The following is a 17,824-nucleotide window of genomic DNA, read 5'->3' as shown; positions in this document are numbered from 1 at the left end:
GTCGTCAGGCGAGCCGGCGGGCTCTCGTCGGGAAGACGCGGGAAGCAGGGAGTGAGTGTCATGCTAGGCCGGCTCAATCATGTCGCGATCGCGGTCAAGGACGCGGAAAAAGCCGCCAAGATCTATGGCGGCGCGTTCGGCGCCGAAATCTCCGGCGCGGTGCCGCTGCCGGAGCATGGCGTCATCACCGTGTTCGTGACGCTGCCCAACACCAAGATCGAGTTCATCCAGCCGCTCGGCGAGGCCTCGCCGATCGCCAAATTCGTCGAGCGTAACGCCGACGGCGGCATCCATCACATCTGCTATGACGTGCCCGACATCATCGCCGCGCGCGACAGACTGATCAGCGAGGGCGCGCGCGTCCTCGGCGACGGCGTGCCGAAGATCGGCGCCCACGGCAAGCCGGTGCTGTTTTTCCATCCGAAGGATTTTTCCGGCGCGCTGGTCGAAATCGAGCAGGCCTGAACCCATGGCTTACAATGTCTCCACAGCGCTTGCGATCTACTTCGTGCTCTGGTGGGTCGTGCTGTTCGTGACGCTGCCGTTCGGCGTCCGCAGCCAGCACGAGGACGGCGAGGGCGCGCCCGGCACCGATCCCGGCGCACCGGTGATGGCGCGGATGGGCTACAAGCTGCTCTGGACCACGCTGATCTCGGGCGTGGTTTTCGGCATTGGGATGTGGGCGTATCATCAGGGCTACCTGAACATCGAACGGCTGTCGAAGCTGATGGGGCTGCCGTTTTGACCCCACACCGCGGGGCCCGGACACAAAATCTCGAAAACAACCCCATGCAAAGTAGAATGGGTCCCGCTTCCCAGTACTCACGCCGCTCGCGTCCGGGGCACCAGATGGACCGTCGTCGCGGCCCAGCCTAATCGCATTCCCGGCTAGTCGAACGCGACGCCTATCCGCTTGTCCGTTCGCCAGGCCACCCGGCAGTGGCGGCGCGTATGATCGCCCGAGACCACCAACCAGAAGCTGTCGGGGACGCCGACCGGACTGGCGACTTCGAGTGCAGCGCCGGTGTCCGATACATTCCGGATGGTGCAGTCGATGACGCCGCCGTTGAACTCGATGGAGCCTGCCTTCAATACCCGGTGCCGAGGTGCCGCGCGATGGTTTTCCAGAACCTGGAGCGGTTCAGGTGCCTTGGGCTCCGCGCCCTTCGCCGCTTGTTGCTCAAGCAACCCCTGGGCGTGCCGCGTTGCAGCCTCCATGGTCTCGTTGGTCAGCGTGGGCCTGATTCTGGCCCAGGCTAGCCGGAAGCGGACCTGGCAGTCCTTGTAATTGATGGCGGGCCCTCGGTCATTAGGGCTCGGGGGTAGCCCATAGACGGTGCAAGCCCACCACCAGTGCGGACCATCCGCCTGCTTCATTAACCGTCCGACCGGGAAGCCGCGCCAGACCACCTCATAGTCGTCGTCCTGGCGGGCGCCGCCGATGACGGTGGGCCGCAATGCAATCGCGTCTGGATTGTCACTAGTCACCGGATGTCCCTGATCCGATTTTGAAGGCCGAACGATACCGTTAGTCACATCTAGGCTATCGCGGCAATAGCCCGCTGGAGGGTTCCTTGGGTAGTATTCGGGTTCTGACAAATCCGGCGGGATCGGTTAATTTTGCACCGGTCCGTTCCGGCTGGGGGATATGATGAATTTTCAGCGTATTTTATTATTGCTTGTGGTTCTGCTCGCCGCCGGCCTCGCCGGATCGTTCTACATGAACTGGAAGACGCTGGGGCAGCTTCGGACCGTGAAGGCCTTCGTCGAGAGCTCGGTTTTCGCCGACGCGGTGGTCGCCTGTGAGAGGGCGCCGAGCACGACCCCGTTCAAATGGACCGGCGGCAAGCAGACCGCCGTCATCGGCCTGACTTCCGTCAAGCTGAACAAGGACACGATCTTCCCGAGCTACACGCTGGTCGCCGATAGCGTCTTTTGCGACTATGACCCCGTGAAGAAAAAGGCAGACATCGGATCGAACTTCCTGGAACGGGAAACATTCTAGGCTCGGTCGACTAGTGGTGCGTAAGCCAATGGCGTCGGAAGAAGCCGCAGGGATCATCGATCTCTACCAGCGCAAGGCATCGGACTGGATCGAGAGTCGCGGACGCACCAGACTGATTGAAAAAACCTGGCTCGATCGTTTCCGGGCGCTGCTGCCGCCGGCTGGTCCGATCCTCGATCTCGGCTGCGGATCCGCAGCGCCAATGGCGGCGTATCTGATCGAACTTGGTTATCCCGTCGTTGGCGTAGACTCATCCCCGGCCATGATCGATGTCTGCCGAAAACATTTTCCCAAGCAGGAATGGATCGTCGCCGATATGCGCCAGCTCGCCTTGCAGCGGAAGTTTTTCGGCATCGTTGCATGGGATAGTTTCTTTCACCTCTGCCATGACGACCAGCGCCAGATGTTTTCGGTATTTCGCGAGCATGCGGCACCGGAAGCGACACTGATGTTCACCAGCGGCCCCGCGCATGGGGAGGCGATCGGGAGTCTTGGAGGCGAGCCGTTGTATCATGCCAGCCTCGACCCGGCCGAATATCGTTCATTGCTCGATTGGAACGGGTTTCGCGTGGTGTCGCATGTCGTCGAGGACCCCGACTGCGGCGGCCACACCATCTGGCTCGCGCAGCTCATTTGAGACGCGAGGCGCAAATGCGGACGGTGAACGCTGGTTGCCGACAGCGTTTTGCGATTATGATCCGGTCAAGAAAAAGGCCGATATCGGATCGAATTTCCTGAACGGGAGTGCGTGGACCTCCCGCACCGGCATGGGGGGCAGAGAGGGATGAGTTCACAGCAGCGACCATTGGCTGATCCCCGGCCCGACGAATACCGAATCCTTCATGAAGCCGATCTGCGGGATTACCTTGCAGGGCTCCCGGCGATCGCAGCCCGTCTTGGCGGCGAACCGGCTTCCTGGTCGATCATCGAGGTCGGCGACGGCAACCTCAACCTCGTGTTCATCGTCAGGGGGACCGCGGGCGGCATCGCCGTCAAGCAGGCGCTGCCCTATGTGCGTCTCGTCGGCGAAAGCTGGCCGCTGCCACTGTCGCGCTCGCATTACGAATATCTCGCGCTCACGCATCAGGCGCGGCTGGCGCCCGGACTGGTGCCGGCCGTGCTGCATCACAACGAGGGATTAGCGCTCGTCGTGATGGAGTTGATCGAGCCGCATGTCATCATGCGCAGGGGGCTGATTGCCGGCGCGCTCTATCCGAATTTTGTCGGCGACATCGCCACCTTCATGGCGCGCACGCTGTTTTTCTCGTCCGACCTCGCGCTTCCTGCTGCCCAGAAGAAGGAGGGGATTGCGGCGTTCGCAGGCAACCATGCGCTCTGCAAGATATCAGAGGATCTGATCTTCACCGATCCCTACCGTGAGGCCGAGCAGAACCGCTGGACGCAGCCGTGGCTCGATGCGACGGCGGCCGCTTTTCGGGAAGACCTCGACCTGCACGCCGCGATTTCGCGTCTCAAGCTGAAGTTTCTGAACGCGCCGGAAGCGCTGATCCATGGCGACCTCCACACCGGCTCGATCATGGTGACGGAAGATTCGACGGTCGTGATCGATCCCGAATTCGCGTTCTATGGACCGATGGGTTTCGATATCGGCGCCGTCATCGCCAACCTCCTGATGGCCTATCTGGCCTCTGCCGGCCACGAAAGGTCGCCGGGCGAACGGCGGCTGTTCGAGGTCTGGCTGCTGGAAACGATCGAAAACGTCTGGACGGAGTTTTCCCACGAATTCCTCGAATTGTGGCGCACGGAAAGTCATGGCGACGCCTATCCCCTGACGCTGTTTCCGGGAACTGCCGGCGCGGCCCGCCTGGAGGCCGAACGGCAGGCCTATATGGCGCGGCTGTTCGGCGACACCGTGGGATTCGCGGCCGCAAAAATCATCCGCCGCATTCTGGGGCTGGCGCACAATGCCGATTTCGAACTGATCGAGGATGCAAAGCAGCGGGCGGTGTGCGAGGCGCGCAGCCTGCGGCTGGCGCGGGCGATGATGGTGGAGACGTTCCCAACCATCGGCGCTGTGACGAAGGCAGCGCGCGAGATCCGCGGCTGGCAGCCGGATTTTGCCAAATGAGAGCCGCCAGTGATGAAGAGCTTAACTCGCAGGTTCGGTCTGCTAGATTCTTCAACGCAAAATCGGTAACGCCGGATGGCCTTGGGCCATCTGCGGACATGCAAATGACGAAAGTCCGTCTGCTTCACGTCCAAGATCGCCGCTGCCGAGTCTGAACGGGAGCGAGAAACCAAGACACGTACGCGACAAGACAAGCAAAGATGACCCATGCAATCATCCCCACGGCTTCCCGCTTGGTATCAATTGAATACCAGCCGATCACCAGGAGAGGCAGCAAATAAGCGAGAGCAACCGTCCAAAGCGTCCATAGGCCGGCGCGGGTCAACACGAAGTAGATAAGTCCACCATAAAAGAACTGCACGATTAGGGCCGCACTAATTGTCACCCAACCAAGTCGAAAAATGGCACTCCAGGATCGCAAGGTTCCGTCGTCAAGCCACACCCAGAGCAGCATGAAGCCGATGAAGGCGATTGAAAACGCAGCGCTGGATGCAAGCCACGCGATTACTAGGTCTTTCATGGCAGCTCTAAGTCTCGCATCCTCGTATCCCCCCTTCGCCCCCTCGTGTGTCCTACTTCATACAAGCCGCCGTAGCCACCATGACGGCTTCTGTCCTCTGGAATGGCCATTCTGCTTCCCCAAAGACAGACACCTGTATTTATGAGTGTATGCCTTACTCCACCGCCCGTTCCCGCAATCGCTGCGCATAGACATTGATGATGAGCGCCGCCAGCAGGATCAGGCCGCGGATCAGGATCTTCAGAAAACTGTCGATATTGACGTGGTCGAGCCCGTTGTTGAGGACGCCGAGCACGAACAGGCCGACGATGGTGTTGCCGATGCCGCCGCGGCCGCCGAAGAGGCTGGTGCCGCCGACCACGACGGCGGCGATCGAATCCAGAAGATAAGTGTCGAACTCGTTCTGCTGCGCGCTGCCGAAATGCGCCACCCCGAGCATGCCGCCGATGCCGGCGCACACCGCCGAAATCACCATGACGCTGCCGAGGATGAGCTTGACGTTGAGGCCGGAATATTCCGCTGCCTCGCGGTTTCCGCCGACCATGTAGACGTAGCGGCCGAAGCGGGTGTAGGTCAGCACCAGATGGCCGCCGAGCAGCATCAGGGCTGCCACGATCACGATCCAGGGGATGCCGCCGATCGATGTCGATCCCAAGGTCGTCACCAGCGGGGGCACCTTGTAGGCGATCTGCCCGCGCACCAGCAGCGCCGAGATGCCGGCCGCGATCTGCATCATCGCCAGCGTCATGATGAAGGAGGGGATGCCGATCACCGTCAGCCCGAACGCGTTGACGAGGCCGAGCAGGGCACACAGCGCCAGCGCCAGCAGGATCGCGGCCCATCCGGGCATCGGGACGTTGGCGATGTTGACGTAGGATTCCTGTAGCGTGAAATAGGCGACCGCAATGCCGGTGACGTTGGCGATGGCGGCGATCGAAAGATCGATCTCGGCGCACAGGATCACGAAGGTGAGGCCGACGGCGATGATGCCGGTGACCGAAATCTGGGTGAGGATGTTGCCGAAATTGTCGAGCGTCGCAAACGAGGGGCTTGCTGCCGCGAAGAAGCTGAACAGGCAGATCAGCGTCAGGAACGGCGCGATGTTGCGCATCTGGGAACGCAACATCACGGCTAGCCCGCGAGGCCGTTTCCGATCCGCGGCGACTGTCACGCTTTCACCTGAAGTCATGTCGGTCTCCTCACGCCGCTTCCAGGAGGCGGTCCTTGCTGATCTGTTCGTTGGCAAACTCCCGGACCACCGCGCCGCGCTTGAGCACGATGACGCGGTCGGCGAGCGACAGCACCGTCTCCGGCTCGGTGGAGAGCACGATGATGGCAAGCCCCTTGGCGCGCAGATCTCTGACGATATGGATGACGTCGTTCTTGGCGCCGACATCCATGCCGCGGGTCGGCTCGCACAGCACCAGGAGCCGCGGCGGGTAGCTCAGCCACTTCGCCAGCGCCACCTTCTGCTGATTGCCGCCCGACAGCATGCCGAGATCGAGATCGACGGCTGCGGGCCTGATCCGCAACTGCTCGACCTGCCGGTTGGCGATCGCGCGCTCGCGCGACGGCTTGAGCAGCAGCGATGAAATGCGATCGAGGATGCTGATCGAGACGTTCTTGTAGACCGGCTCCTGCAGAAACAGCATGTCGCGCCGGCTCTCGGGAACGAAGGCGATCCCGGCGCGGCGGGCGCCGGCGGTGCTGCGGAAGGCTTTTTGTTCTCCGGCCACCGCCAGCGAGCCCTGGTCAGGCTTCATCTTGCCGAACAGGATCCGCGCCAGCTCGAGCTGGCCGCATCCCATAAAACCGTAGATGCCGAGCACCTCGCCGGCGCGGGCCTCGAACGAAACCTCGCGCAGGCGCCCGGCCAGCGACAGCCCGTTTGCGTTCAGCACCACCGGCTGATCGGTCGGCGGCGGCAGCATGATGTCGTGGATGTAGGTCTCTTCCAGCGCCTCGCGGCCCTTGCCGATCATCGCCTCGATGAGCGCCGGCTTGCTCGTCTCGGACGCGGCGGTCTCCGCGACCTTCCTGCCGTTGCGGAACACCGTCACGGTGTCGGAGACGCGCAGGATGTCCTCGATGAAATGCGAGATGAAGACGATGCTGGTGCCTTCGTCCCGCAGTCGTTTCAGCGTCGCGAACAGGCGCTCCACTTCGGGCGGCGACAGCGCCGAGGTCGGCTCGTCGAGGATGATGATCCGGGCGCCCGAGGACAGCACGCGGGCGATCTCGATCAGTTGCTGCAGGCCGATCGGCAGGTCGCCGAGCCGCGACATCGGATCGACGTCGATGCCGAACCGCTTCAATTGCTCGCCGGCCTCGCGCGCCATGCGCCGCCATTGCACGAGCCCCAAGCGGTTGGTCGGCTGGTTGCCGAGAAACACGTTCTCGGCCACCGTCAGGTCAGGGGCCACACTGAGTTCCTGATGCACCATCGCGATTCCCGCCGCATGCGCGTCGCGCACCGACCGAAAGCGGGTTTCCCTTCCGTCCAGCACGAGCCGGCCGGAAAAATCCGCATGCACGCCGGCGATGATCTTCATCAACGTGCTTTTTCCCGCGCCGTTCTCGCCGACGAGACCGTGGATCTCGCCGGCGGTGAGCGCAAAATCGACACCACGAAGCGCTTCGACACCGCCGAAAGCCTTCGTGATGTCGTGCAGTTCGAGGATGGGCTCAGGTCCCCTGGACATGCTGGCTCAGATCAGGAAGTGGTCCTCCATCCATTGCATGCCGGCTGCGTTGGCTTTCGTCACCACCGGGCCATCTGTGATCACATGCTTCGGGATACCCTGTCCGCTCTTCTCGCCCGCCGTCACTGCCGCGACGCCGGCGATGATGGCGCCGCCATGGATGCGGCAGGAGGGGTTGCGGACGGTCGCGAACATGCGGCCTTCGCTCACCGCCTGGATCGCCGGCGGCATGGCGTCGACACCGCCGATCAGGATGTTGGTGCGGTTGCGCGCCTTCATGATGTTGTAGGCGGCCAGCGCCATGTCATCATTGTGGAAGAAGGCCGCATCGATTTGCGGGTGCTTCGTCAGATAGGTCTCCCATAGCCGAGCTGTCTTCGAGACGTCCCAATCGGCGGGCTGGGTGTCGAGCACCTCGATATTGGGGAATTGCTTCACCACCGACTCGAAGCCTTTGGCGCGGCCTTGCGCGCCGGTATGGCCGAGCGCGCCCTGCGTCATGATGATCTTGCCCTTGCCGCCCATGGCATTGCAGAGCGCCTGCGTCACCGAAGCGCCCATGAATTCATTGTCGGGCGCCAGGAACGAATGAACCTTGATCTGGTCGAGCGGGGCGATCAGCGTGTCCATGTCGATCACGGGCGTGCCGGCGTCGATCATTTTCTGCACGGGCTGGGTCAGCGTGCCGATGCCGAACGCCTGGATGGCGACGAAGTCCCACTTCTGCGACGCCATATTGTCGATCGCGGCGCGCTGCTTGACCGCGTCGAGCTGGCCGTCGAACCAGGTGACTTCGACGTTGAACAGCTTGCCCCACCATTCCGCCGCCTGCTTGCCCTGGGCGCACCAGGTGGCCTGCAGGCCTGCATTGGAGAACGCCGCCTTCAGCGGTTTCTCCGAACGTGCCGCTGCCGCCAGCGCCGGGCTGACGCCCAACCCGCCGAGCAGGGCGGTTGCCGCACCGCCAGTCGCCGCCGCTTGAAGAAGATTACGCCTTGTCGTTGAGGATTTCTCAGTCCCTGACATCGCTCGCTCCCTCGTTGTCGTTGTTTTTTTACCGACGGCGTCGATTGCACGCACCGCGGATCGAGGCAGTCTTTCACACTCGGCGCCTTTGCGCCACCGGCTGACTTGACCGTCCGTATCAATGAGCTCCAGGAAACTCTAGTGCTCGTCGCTTCACTGCGCTGCAACGAGACTGTCGATGTCACCGAGCAATGTTCGCCACGCCGCATCGATTTCGTCCGACCAGTCCGCCCCGACGATTTCGCGCAGCGTCTGCGCGATGATGCCGAAGAACGCGACGAACAATTCGCGCGGCGTGCCAGCGCATGATCCGCCAAAGTGTGCGCGGTTTGGCGACAAGATCATGCGCCGATTCAAAAGATTAGCGCGCGATCGGACGCAAAATCGGCTTCCACTTTTGCTGATCGCGCGCGGGCATCGTGCGAGGAAACCTCGGAGATGATCTGGCGGAAATGGCCGGTGCGTTCGCCGGCAAAGTCCAGGATCGCGTCGATGGTGAGCGCCAGCATCGAACCCTTGACGAGTTCGCTGCCCTCGGTGCGGAACATCGTTCGTGCTTCGGGATGCGCGTCGAACAGGCGGCGATAGACCAGCGGCGTCAGATCCTCGCAGCGCCCGGCGGCCAGTACAAAACTTCGCTCGATCGGATTTGACGATGCCATCATTGTCGCTTGCGATCGCCGCGAAAAAAACGTCTCGAAAAAAAAGAGCAGGGCGCCAAGCCCTGCTCAAAAATTGTGTCGACCCTTAATTTCCCCGAAAATTTAGATTTGCTCTTGATTGTCGAGGCGACGCTGCTTGTGCGCGTCAGGGCTCCTCCCGAGACTTGGACCACCAAGCTTTGCCTCTCGGCCAGCCTGAGCTTGAATTGGTAGACCATCTTCTTCGCCTTGTCACCATTTTCGGCAACCTTTGTTCAAAATTCCAGCACTCTGCGAAATGATTGGGAATTTACTACTGATGGTTGTGGATTTAGCTGCAATACCCCCGAGGCTTGGTATTGGGGTAGGGCGCCTTGCCTGCGGCGCAAAATGCATCGCTTTTCGACAAGTTTACTCCTTGAAGCCGCAACATAGTTCCGGGAACCTGATCTCGACTTCGGACTCTCATGGTGATTAAGGTCTGAAGCGGATGGGATTGCGATGCGCCGGCGGCTGAAGAATTTTCTGCCAATCGTCCTTATTGCCCTGGCGGTGCAGATTTTCGCACCGATCGGCGCATGCTGGGCGGCGATCTTCGCGGCCTCCGATCCGCTCGCCGGCGCCGTCATCTGCCACGGCAATGGCGCGCCCGGCGCCGGGCAGACCGATCAGACCGGCCACCGCGCCCATGACGGATGCTGTTCGGTTTGCAGCGTGCTGCAGACCGGCGCGCCGGTCGATGTGCCGCAGATCGCGGCGATCGATGTCGATCGGGTTGCCGAGCGGGTGGCCTGGTTCGATTTTGCCTTCCGGCTGACGAACGCTCGCGCTGGTTCGCACGCGCAGGCGCGCGCGCCTCCCTCCATTTCCTGACGACCTGGAACACCCAATGATCGGTGCGGCGACTGCCGTGCCGGTTGGTGCAGTCATTCAAGCCGGCCAAAGAGCTGGCGTCAGGAATATCTTATGTATCGTTATCATGCCTTGGGTGGCGCGAGCCTGCTTGTCCTCGGCAGCGCGCTCTCACTCACGCCGTCGATCGCCGAGGCCCAGACGGCGCTGCCGGCAGTGACCGTCGACGCCCCGCGCGCAACGACCGCCAGACCTGCGGCCCGCAAGCCGGCCGTTCGCGCGTCTGCCCGAACGCAGGCGAGGCCGCCTTCGGCCAATCCGGCGCGATCAGCGTCGCTGACCGCGGGCATTACCCCGAGCGTGGCGCGCGCGCTGCTCTATCAGGCGCCCACCGGCCAGACCGAGACCACCATCGATCGCAGCCAGTGGGACAACCGGCCGGCGGTTACCGTGGCCGACGTGCTGCGCGAAAGCCCCGGCATCTCGGTCAAGCAGGGCAACGGGCCGCGGGATATCGGCATCTCGATTCGCGGTTCTAATGCCCGGAATGGTTTCGGTATCCGCAACCTCGTGATCTTCGACGATGGTTTTCCGGTCACGCAGCCCGACGGGCTTTCCCGCAGCGACCTGATCGATCCGCGCGCCTATGGCGCGATCGATGTCATCCGCGGGCCGTCGTCGGCGCTCTATGGCAATTATGCCACCGGCGGCGCGCTGAATTTTCGCACCCGCCCGGGCGGCACCATCGACGGGGTCGAATACGGCGTCGATGGCGGCAGTTTTGGTTATCTCAACAACTATCTTGCCGCAGGCAAGAAGGTCGGCAATTTCGAGTACTCGCTGTTTGCCAGCGACGCGCGGGGTGATGGATTTATCGGCAATAGCTGGTTCAACACCCAGACGGTGAATTTTCTCGGCACGCTGCATGCCACGCCCGATGACCGGTTTACGGTCAAGTTCATCAACAACAATCTCGATACCCGCCTTCCGCTCCGATACAGGCTCGACCAATTCTACTTAAATCCGTTCCAGCGCGGCTGCACGACGGGCGGAAACGCCGCGCCGGGATGTGCAACGGTTACTCTGAACAAGAACGGGTTCAACACAGCGGCGGGAACCGACGTGGAAACCGCCGTTCAGGCCGGCCTCGGCCGCACCGACCGCCGGACCATCGTGGGTGGGCGATGGGAGCACGATTTCGACAACACGACGACATGGCGAAATCAATTCGTGTTCGACGACCGCAACATCAGCCAGCCGACCGGAGGCACCAGCGCGATCGGCGATTTTCCGTCGTACAACTACATGAGCGACGTCACCAAGCGGGGCGAGATTTTCGGCTTGGAATCCACCACCTATTTCGGTGCGTTCTACAATACGCTCACCGCGTCGAGCGACTCGAGGTTCGTCATGCCGGGCGGCAACGCCACGCTTGGCAGGCTGCAGAGCAATACCTGGAGCGACACCACCAATTACGGTGTCCGCGCGCGCGAGGAATTGAAGCTGACGCCGCAACTGACCGCCATTGCCGGGATCGGATGGGAAACCACGCATCTGAAGGGCATCAATTCCGCCTACAATTACGGGACGTCGCCGGTCCCGAACCCGATAATCACCCCGACGATAGCCGACCGGCAATTCCAGAACACCGCACCCGAGCTGGCGCTGCTCTACAAGTTGAATCCCGAGTGGCTGTTCCGCGCGCGTGTCGCCACCGGATACGGCACCCCGCAGATCGGAAACCTCTTCGTCCTTTCGGACGGTACGCCCGGCAATAACACGCAACTCCAGACGCAAAAGAACCTCGGTTACGATCTCGGCTTCGACTGGACGCCAAACAGCGCACTTAAGTTCAGTGCGACCGGCTTCTACGAGTTCTTCCGCAACGAACTGGTGAGCCAAGCTACACCTGTCGCCGGCGTCAGCTACATGTTCAACGCGCCAAGATCCGAGCATCGCGGGGTGGAATTGGCCGCTGACTGGAAGTTCTATCCCGGTTGGCGCTTCACCGCGGCCTATACCTATCTCGATCAGTTCTACACCGAATATACGGAAGACATCAGAAGCCAGGGCGCAGGCGGTACCGTCTTCAGCTTCAACCGCGCCGGCAACAAGATTCCCGGCATCTCGCCGCACGAACTGACGGCGCGGCTTGGCTATGAACAGATGTGGGGGCCGCTTGCAGGGCTCGGGGCGTTTGTCGAGGTTCAGTGGAAGGATTCGTTCCACATGGACAACGCCAATTTGCAGAAGGCGCCCGGCTACGAACTGGTCAATCTCAACGTCCACTACAACACGGACCTCCAATCCGACTACTTCAAGTCGTTGAGCATGTACGTCGAAGTCAGGAACGTGTTCGACCGGACTTACGTTGCGTCCGCCAACAACATCGGCAATTCGGTCACGGCGGGCGTTCAAGGTCTCAGCAACACCGGTTCGATCTACGCCGGCTCGCCGCGCGCGTTCATGGCCGGCATGAGGCTGGCGTTCAAATGACCGGACAACCCTGCAGGAGGAGTAAGGCCATGCTGCGAATGAGTTTGCTCGCGACGCTCGCTTTCTCGCTTTGCCAGAGCGCAGCGCAGGCGCAAATGAGCCATCACCAGCATGCCTCGGAAGCGGCGTGTGAGGAGGTCGACTTGCGCTGCGCCTCGAAGGTGACGCCGGCCTTCGCGTCAGATGGAACGCTCTGGCTCGCCTGGATGGCCGGAGGCAGGATCTCGGTGGCGAGTTCGAGGGACAACGGGCGCAGCTTTTCGACGCCGGTTCAGGTGACCAAGGAAAAGCTCAAGCTCGATTGGGGACCGGATGCGCGTCCCCAGATCGTCGTCGACAAGCACGGCGGCATCGCACTGGCGTTTTCGATCTTCAGGGACAAGGCGTTCAACGGCCAGGTGCTCGCCACAAGGTCGATCGACGGCGGCCAAAGCTTTGCCGAGTTGCGGCCGATCACGTCGAGTAACGAGAGCCAGCGCTTTGCGACGCTCGGCCTCGATGCGGACGGTTCGGTATTCGCGGCCTGGATCGACAAGCGCAACCGGGTGCCTGCGCAGCAGGAGGGCAGGAAATACGAAGGCGCAGGGCTGTTCTTCTCGTCATCGAAAGACGGCGGCGCTGTTTATGCCGAGGCGCGGCTGGCAAGCGACAACACCTGCGAATGCTGCCGGCTCGGCCTGGCGTTCGCAGGCCCGGGCCGTCCCGTCGTCGTGTTCAGGAACATCTTCGACGGCGGTGTGCGGGATCACGCCGTCATGACGTTCGCCGATCCGGCGACGCCGGGCGAGGTTCGCCGCGTCAGCAACGACGACTGGCAGATTTCCGCGTGCCCGCATCATGGTCCCAGCCTTTCGATCTCTCCCGCGGGCGCCTACCACGTGGCCTGGTACACCAACGGCAAGGCCCGCAAGGGGCTGTTTTATGCGCGCTCACAGGACGAAGGCCGCACGTTCTCCGATCCGATTCCGCTCGGCCGCGCCGACCGCAATCCGACGCGGCCTTACGTGCTGACCGGCCAGCACGGCGCCACCATGGTCTGGAAGGAGTTCGACGGCGAGAAGACCTCGGTCAATGCGATGACCTCGCATGACGAGGGCAAGAGCTGGTCGACGCCGGTCACGATCGCCACGACGACTGATACCTCCGACCACCCGCTGCTGATCAGCGACGGACAGAAGACCTACCTGTCCTGGATGACCAAGGCCGACGGATATCGCCTGCTGCCGATCGGAGATGGATCATGAAACGCTGTCTGCTGGCTGCAATTTTCCTCGTTGCTTCTCTGGCCGCCGCGCCGGCAGCCGAGACGCCGTCCGAACTCAAGCCGTTTGTGCGCGGAAGCTGGCAGGAAATGCTGCGTTCGCACAAGGGGCGTCCGACGCTGGTGCATTTCTGGGGCGTCACCTGCGGCCCGTGCAAGGTCGAATTGCCGCTGCTCGGACAATTCATGAAGGACCATTCCGAGATCGATGTGGTGATGATCAGCGCCGATCTCGTTCCGAATCTACCGGGTGCCGCGCGCACGATGCTGGAGAAGGCGGGGCTGGGGTCGGCGGAGAACTGGATTTTCAACGACGGCTTTGTCGAACGCCTTCGGTTCGAGATCGATCCGTCTTGGCAAGGCGAGATCCCGCGCACGCTGCTGATCGCGCGTGACGGAACGGTCACCACGATCGAAGGTTCGGCCGAAGTATCGGACCTTGAAAAATGGCTCGTTCAGCAAAACGTCGCAGCGAGATGAGAGACATGCATAGTGGGCCGTCCAGCGACTCCGGCGCTTTGGGGTGAACATGCGACGGCGGCTGGAAGTCTTCATTCCAATCGTACTGCTCTCGATCATGGTGCAGTTGCTGGCGCCGATCGGGGCTTTTCGCGCCGTCGCTCATGCGATCTCCGATCCGCTTTATATGGCGACGATCTGTTCCGGCATGGCGTCCTCGCAGGACGCCTCAGAGACGACCACCGCCACGCCGCAGCACGGCGCCAATTGTTGCGGGTTCTGCGGCGTCAGCCACGGCGGCGCTGTTGCGGTCGATCCACCTATGAGATCGGAACGCGGATGAAGCGGCCCGATTACGCCTGGGAGCTCACGGCCTATCGCGCCAATATCCGCAACGAGCTGCAATGTCTCTTCGGCAACCTCACCGGAACCTGCAACGTTGCCAATGCCGATCGCACCATTCACCAGGGCATCGAAGCGGGGGCGGGTGCCGCGATCTTCCGCGGCATCTTCGACAACGGCCCGGCGCCCGACAAGCTCTGGCTGAATGTCGCCTACACGTTCAACGACTTCCGTTTCGACAACGATCCGAACTTCCGCAATAATCTCCTGCCTGGAGCTCCGCGCCACTATCTCCGCGCCGAGTTGCTATACAAGAATCCGAACGGCTTCTATTTCGGCCCCAATGTCGAATGGGTGCCGCAAGCCTATTTCGTCGACAGTGCGAATACGCTGAATACCGAGGCCTATGCGCTGTTGGGAATGAAGATGGGCTTCGACAATGGCGGGCCGGTGTCGGCCTATATCGAAGGGCGCAATCTCCTGAACAAGGCCTATATCGCAAGCACCAGCATCATCAACCAGGCCACCGCCACCTCGACCTTGTTCGAGCCTGGCAATGGAAGGGCTGTTTTTGCCGGGATGAAGTACAGATGGTAGGTATCCATCCGACGCAGACTAATGCGGAACCCGTTTGAACACGAAAGCCGAACCATGAAGAACATTACGCGCACGTTTGCTTGTGCCGCCGCCCTGTTTGCCCTCATGGGCGCGCCCGCGCACGCCCAGGAGGTCAAGGCCGGCGATCTCGTCATCACACAGGCCTGGAGCCGCGCCACGCCCGGAGGCGCCAAGATTGCCGGCGGCTATCTTACGATCGAGAACAAGGGCTCTGCGCCAGATCGCCTGATCAGCGGCTCCGGCGATTTCGCCGGCAAGGTCGAAATTCACGAGATGGCAATGAACAACGGCGTCATGACGATGCGGGCGCTCGACAAGGGGTTGCCGATCGAGCCGGGCAAGACCGTCAAGCTCGCGCCGGGTGGTTATCACTTAATGCTGATGGATCTGAAGAACCCGCTCAAGCAGGGAGAGAAGGTGCCGCTGACGCTGGAGTTCGAGAAAGCCGGGAAGGTCACATTGTCGCTCGACGTGCAGGGCGTCGGCGCGCAGGCGCCAGCGGGCGGCCAGTCGGGGCACGATCATTCCGGCATGAAGAAGTAAGGAACAGCCTATGTCGAAAATTGCTCCTGTCGTCATCACCCTTGCTGCGCTCGCTGTCTCTCCGGCGAGCGCCCACGTCACTCTCGAGAAGCGGCAGGCGCCGGTGGGCTCGTACTACAAGGCGGTGTTTGCCGTGCCGCACGGCTGCGCGGGATCGCCGACGGTCAAACTGCGGGTGCAGATTCCGGAAGGCGTGATCGGCATCAAGCCGATGCCCAAGCCCGGGTGGACCGTCGAGACGGTCAAGGGCAAATACGCCACCGAGTATGAGCATCACGGCAGCAAGGTTTCTGAAGGCGTCAAGGAAGTGGTGTGGAGCGGCGGCAAGGTCGTCGACGACAACTATGATGAATTCGTCTTCTCCAGCTTTCTCACCCCCGGGCTGAAGCCGGACACCACGCTGTATTTCCCCGTGGTGCAGGAATGCGAGCAGGGGGTCAGCCGCTGGATCGATATTCCCTCGGAAGGCCAGAGCGGCCATGGGCCTGGCAGCAAGACGCCGGCACCTGGCCTCAAGCTGATCGCGAAGCCGTAAAGCCATCCCGATGGCGCGCGTGCTCGCCAGCCTTGCCGCGCTGCTGTCGGCTCTGTGCATTGCGAGCGCCGCGTGGGCCCATGCGACGCTGCTGTCTTCGGAGCCGGCCGACGGCAGCGTGCTCACGCTGCCGCCGAAGATGGTGCAGTTGCACTTCAACGAGAGCGTCGCGCCGGCCGTGATCGGCATCATCGATGCCGGCGGCAAGGCGCGCGACGTCGCCACGCGCGCGGTCGGCCAATCCGTGCTGATCGTTCTGCCTGACGACCTGCCGCGGGGCACGCAAATCGTCAGCTATCGCGTGGTCTCGCAGGACGGTCATCCCGTAGCGGGATCGATGGTGTTTTCAATCGGCGCTGTGACCGGAGCCGCGCCGCCGGCGATGAAAAGTCCGCTGGCGGTACTGATCTGGTTGGCGCGGATCGGAGTTTATCTCGGGCTGTTTGCCGGTGTCGGCGGCGCCTTCTTCGCAACCTGGATCGGGCAGGGCCCGAGCGGGTCGATGGTCGGCCGCGGCGCGCTTGCTATCGGTCTCGTCAGTGCCGTGGCCTCGCTCGGCCTGCAAGGTCTTGATCTCCTCAACCTTCCCCTTGGCGGCATCGTGACGTCGGCGCCGTGGGCGAGTGCGCTCGCTACCTCCCTTGGGCCGTCATTGTTGATTGCGATCGTGGTGATGGCCATCGCCTGGTATGCGTGGAAAAGCCCCAGCATCCTGATCGCCGGGGTGTTGACCACGCTCGCGATAGTGGGCGTCGGGCTTTCGCTGGCAACCAGTGGTCATGCCGCGACCGCCTCGCCGCAATGGCTGACCCGGCCGTCGCTGTTCCTGCATGGCATAGCCGTAGCCTACTGGATCGGCGCGTTGGCGCCGCTGGCGGCCATGGTGCATCGGCGCAATGACGACCTGCCGCGTGTGCTCAAGCAGTTTTCAGGCCTAGCAATGCCGCTGGTCGCGCTCCTGGTGCTGAGCGGATTGGTGCTGTCCGTCATTCAGCTTGGAAGCCTGCGTGCGCTGATCGAAACCCAATACGGCATCCTTCTCTTGATCAAGCTGGCGCTGGTGATCCTGTTGCTCGGCCTTGCGGCGCTGAACCGGTTTCTCTGCACGCCTGCGGTCATTGCGAACTACGAGAACATCCGGCCGCTGCTGGGGTCGATCGTGCTGGAATGCGTTCTCGTCGTTGGCATCCTGGCCGTGGTCGCCGGCTGGCGCTTCACGCCGCCGCCGCGCGCCTCGGTGGTTCCAGTGGCGGCGCCGCTCTCGGTCCATATCCATACGGACGCGGCGATGTTTCAGGTGCTGGTTTCGCCGGGCAAGGTCGGCTCCAACGACTTCGTGCTGCAGTTGATGACGGGAGATGCCGCCCTGCTGCCGGCCAAGGAGGCTGTGCTGATCCTGAGCTTGCCGGAGCGCGGCATCGAGCCGATGGAGCGTCGCGCGACGCTCGGGCCGGACGGCTACTGGCATGTGCGCGGCGTGGCGCTGCCGCTGCCCGGCCGCTGGCGGATGCAGATCGATGCGCTGGTCACCGACTTCCAAAAGATCACGCTTCAAGATGAATTGCAGGTGCGTTGACACCGGTTCGCGGGGTATGACGCCGTTGTGAAGGCATGAGGACCACGAAGCCCAAAAACGGCCCGAAAATCCGCCTTTCCAGCTGCTTTTCACCGGCCCCGGCCTTGTATTTTCGCACCCGATCCGGTCTCACTGCACCTCTTCCGGTATCCCACTGAT

At 62.3% G+C, this 17,824-nt stretch carries 19 protein-coding genes and 2 pseudogenes; 14 read left to right on the top strand and 7 right to left on the bottom strand.

The window, feature by feature from the left end:
* Positions 1-60 precede the first annotated feature (60 nt).
* The gene (gene mce / locus V1286_RS17045; protein ID WP_108516251.1) at positions 61-465 is read left to right on the top strand and encodes a methylmalonyl-CoA epimerase; all 405 of its coding nucleotides are present in this window, start codon (positions 61-63) and stop codon (positions 463-465) included.
* Between the two features lie 4 nt (positions 466-469).
* The gene (locus tag V1286_RS17040) at positions 470-745 is read left to right on the top strand and encodes a DUF1467 family protein (protein ID WP_334481145.1); all 276 of its coding nucleotides are present in this window, start codon (positions 470-472) and stop codon (positions 743-745) included.
* Between the two features lie 143 nt (positions 746-888).
* On the opposite strand, the gene V1286_RS17035 is transcribed toward V1286_RS17040, so the two are convergent.
* On the bottom strand, positions 889-1,128 hold the full coding sequence (locus V1286_RS17035; RefSeq protein WP_334489710.1) for a PilZ domain-containing protein: 240 nt from the start codon (positions 1,126-1,128) through the stop codon (positions 889-891).
* Positions 1,129-1,651: 523 nt separating this feature from the next.
* On the opposite strand from V1286_RS17035, the gene V1286_RS17030 reads away from it, so the two are divergent.
* The 3 genes from V1286_RS17030 (at position 1,652) to mtnK (ending at position 4,094) form a co-directional block, all read left to right on the top strand.
* Positions 1,652-2,005: a hypothetical protein gene (locus V1286_RS17030; RefSeq protein ID WP_334481143.1), complete on the top strand. Its 354-nt coding sequence runs from the start codon at positions 1,652-1,654 to the stop codon at positions 2,003-2,005.
* A gap of 28 nt (positions 2,006-2,033) precedes the next feature.
* Positions 2,034-2,642, top strand: a complete 609-nt coding sequence (locus tag V1286_RS17025) for a class I SAM-dependent DNA methyltransferase (RefSeq protein WP_334481141.1) — start codon at positions 2,034-2,036, stop codon at positions 2,640-2,642.
* A 147-nt stretch (positions 2,643-2,789) separates the two neighbouring features.
* Positions 2,790-4,094: an S-methyl-5-thioribose kinase gene (gene mtnK, locus V1286_RS17020; RefSeq protein WP_334481139.1), complete on the top strand. Its 1,305-nt coding sequence runs from the start codon at positions 2,790-2,792 to the stop codon at positions 4,092-4,094.
* Between the two features lie 124 nt (positions 4,095-4,218).
* On the opposite strand, the gene V1286_RS17015 is transcribed toward mtnK, so the two are convergent.
* From V1286_RS17015 to V1286_RS16990, 6 genes and pseudogenes are all read right to left on the bottom strand, one after another.
* Entirely contained in the window at positions 4,219-4,614 is a 396-nt protein-coding gene (locus tag V1286_RS17015; RefSeq protein WP_334481137.1) for a hypothetical protein, read from the bottom strand.
* Between the two features lie 154 nt (positions 4,615-4,768).
* Positions 4,769-5,803 (bottom strand): ABC transporter permease, encoded by a 1,035-nt coding sequence (locus V1286_RS17010; RefSeq protein WP_334481135.1) that lies wholly within the window; start codon positions 5,801-5,803, stop codon positions 4,769-4,771.
* Positions 5,804-5,813: 10 nt separating this feature from the next.
* Positions 5,814-7,316 (bottom strand): sugar ABC transporter ATP-binding protein, encoded by a 1,503-nt coding sequence (locus tag V1286_RS17005; RefSeq protein ID WP_334481133.1) that lies wholly within the window; start codon positions 7,314-7,316, stop codon positions 5,814-5,816.
* Between the two features lie 6 nt (positions 7,317-7,322).
* The gene (locus tag V1286_RS17000; protein ID WP_334481132.1) at positions 7,323-8,342 is read right to left on the bottom strand and encodes a sugar ABC transporter substrate-binding protein; all 1,020 of its coding nucleotides are present in this window, start codon (positions 8,340-8,342) and stop codon (positions 7,323-7,325) included.
* A 153-nt stretch (positions 8,343-8,495) separates the two neighbouring features.
* On the bottom strand, positions 8,496-8,687 hold the full coding sequence (locus V1286_RS16995; protein ID WP_334481131.1) for a globin family protein: 192 nt from the start codon (positions 8,685-8,687) through the stop codon (positions 8,496-8,498).
* 66 nt (positions 8,688-8,753) lie between these two features.
* Positions 8,754-9,007 (bottom strand): annotated as a pseudogene (locus V1286_RS16990) (globin); the annotation flags it as partial.
* Between the two features lie 477 nt (positions 9,008-9,484).
* On the opposite strand from V1286_RS16990, the gene V1286_RS16985 reads away from it, so the two are divergent.
* The 9 genes and pseudogenes from V1286_RS16985 (at position 9,485) to V1286_RS16945 (ending at position 17,665) form a co-directional block, all read left to right on the top strand.
* A complete protein-coding gene (locus tag V1286_RS16985; RefSeq protein ID WP_334481130.1) occupies positions 9,485-9,856 on the top strand; it encodes a DUF2946 domain-containing protein in 372 nt (123 codons plus the stop codon).
* A 93-nt stretch (positions 9,857-9,949) separates the two neighbouring features.
* Positions 9,950-12,331: a TonB-dependent receptor gene (locus V1286_RS16980; protein ID WP_334481128.1), complete on the top strand. Its 2,382-nt coding sequence runs from the start codon at positions 9,950-9,952 to the stop codon at positions 12,329-12,331.
* 29 nt (positions 12,332-12,360) lie between these two features.
* Positions 12,361-13,575 (top strand): sialidase family protein, encoded by a 1,215-nt coding sequence (locus tag V1286_RS16975; RefSeq protein ID WP_334481126.1) that lies wholly within the window; start codon positions 12,361-12,363, stop codon positions 13,573-13,575.
* Positions 13,572-14,072: a TlpA family protein disulfide reductase gene (locus tag V1286_RS16970; protein WP_334481125.1), complete on the top strand. Its 501-nt coding sequence runs from the start codon at positions 13,572-13,574 to the stop codon at positions 14,070-14,072. Before V1286_RS16975 ends, V1286_RS16970 begins: the two co-directional genes overlap by 4 nt.
* A 49-nt stretch (positions 14,073-14,121) precedes the next feature.
* Positions 14,122-14,394: a DUF2946 family protein gene (locus V1286_RS16965; protein ID WP_334481124.1), complete on the top strand. Its 273-nt coding sequence runs from the start codon at positions 14,122-14,124 to the stop codon at positions 14,392-14,394.
* Positions 14,367-14,990: pseudogene (locus tag V1286_RS16960) on the top strand (TonB-dependent receptor domain-containing protein); the annotation flags it as partial. The gene V1286_RS16965 and the pseudogene V1286_RS16960, both read left to right, overlap by 28 nt.
* Before the next feature lie 54 nt (positions 14,991-15,044).
* Positions 15,045-15,554 (top strand): copper chaperone PCu(A)C, encoded by a 510-nt coding sequence (locus tag V1286_RS16955; protein ID WP_334481123.1) that lies wholly within the window; start codon positions 15,045-15,047, stop codon positions 15,552-15,554.
* Positions 15,555-15,564: 10 nt separating this feature from the next.
* Positions 15,565-16,089: a YcnI family copper-binding membrane protein gene (locus tag V1286_RS16950; protein ID WP_334481121.1), complete on the top strand. Its 525-nt coding sequence runs from the start codon at positions 15,565-15,567 to the stop codon at positions 16,087-16,089.
* 10 nt (positions 16,090-16,099) lie between these two features.
* The gene (locus V1286_RS16945) at positions 16,100-17,665 is read left to right on the top strand and encodes a copper resistance CopC/CopD family protein (RefSeq protein ID WP_334481119.1); all 1,566 of its coding nucleotides are present in this window, start codon (positions 16,100-16,102) and stop codon (positions 17,663-17,665) included.
* The last annotated feature ends 159 nt before the right edge of the window (positions 17,666-17,824 follow it).

The organism is Bradyrhizobium algeriense, assembly GCF_036924595.1.
GTDB classification, from domain to species: domain Bacteria; phylum Pseudomonadota; class Alphaproteobacteria; order Rhizobiales; family Xanthobacteraceae; genus Bradyrhizobium; species Bradyrhizobium algeriense.
This window is presented reverse-complemented; position numbering and strand designations above follow the sequence as displayed.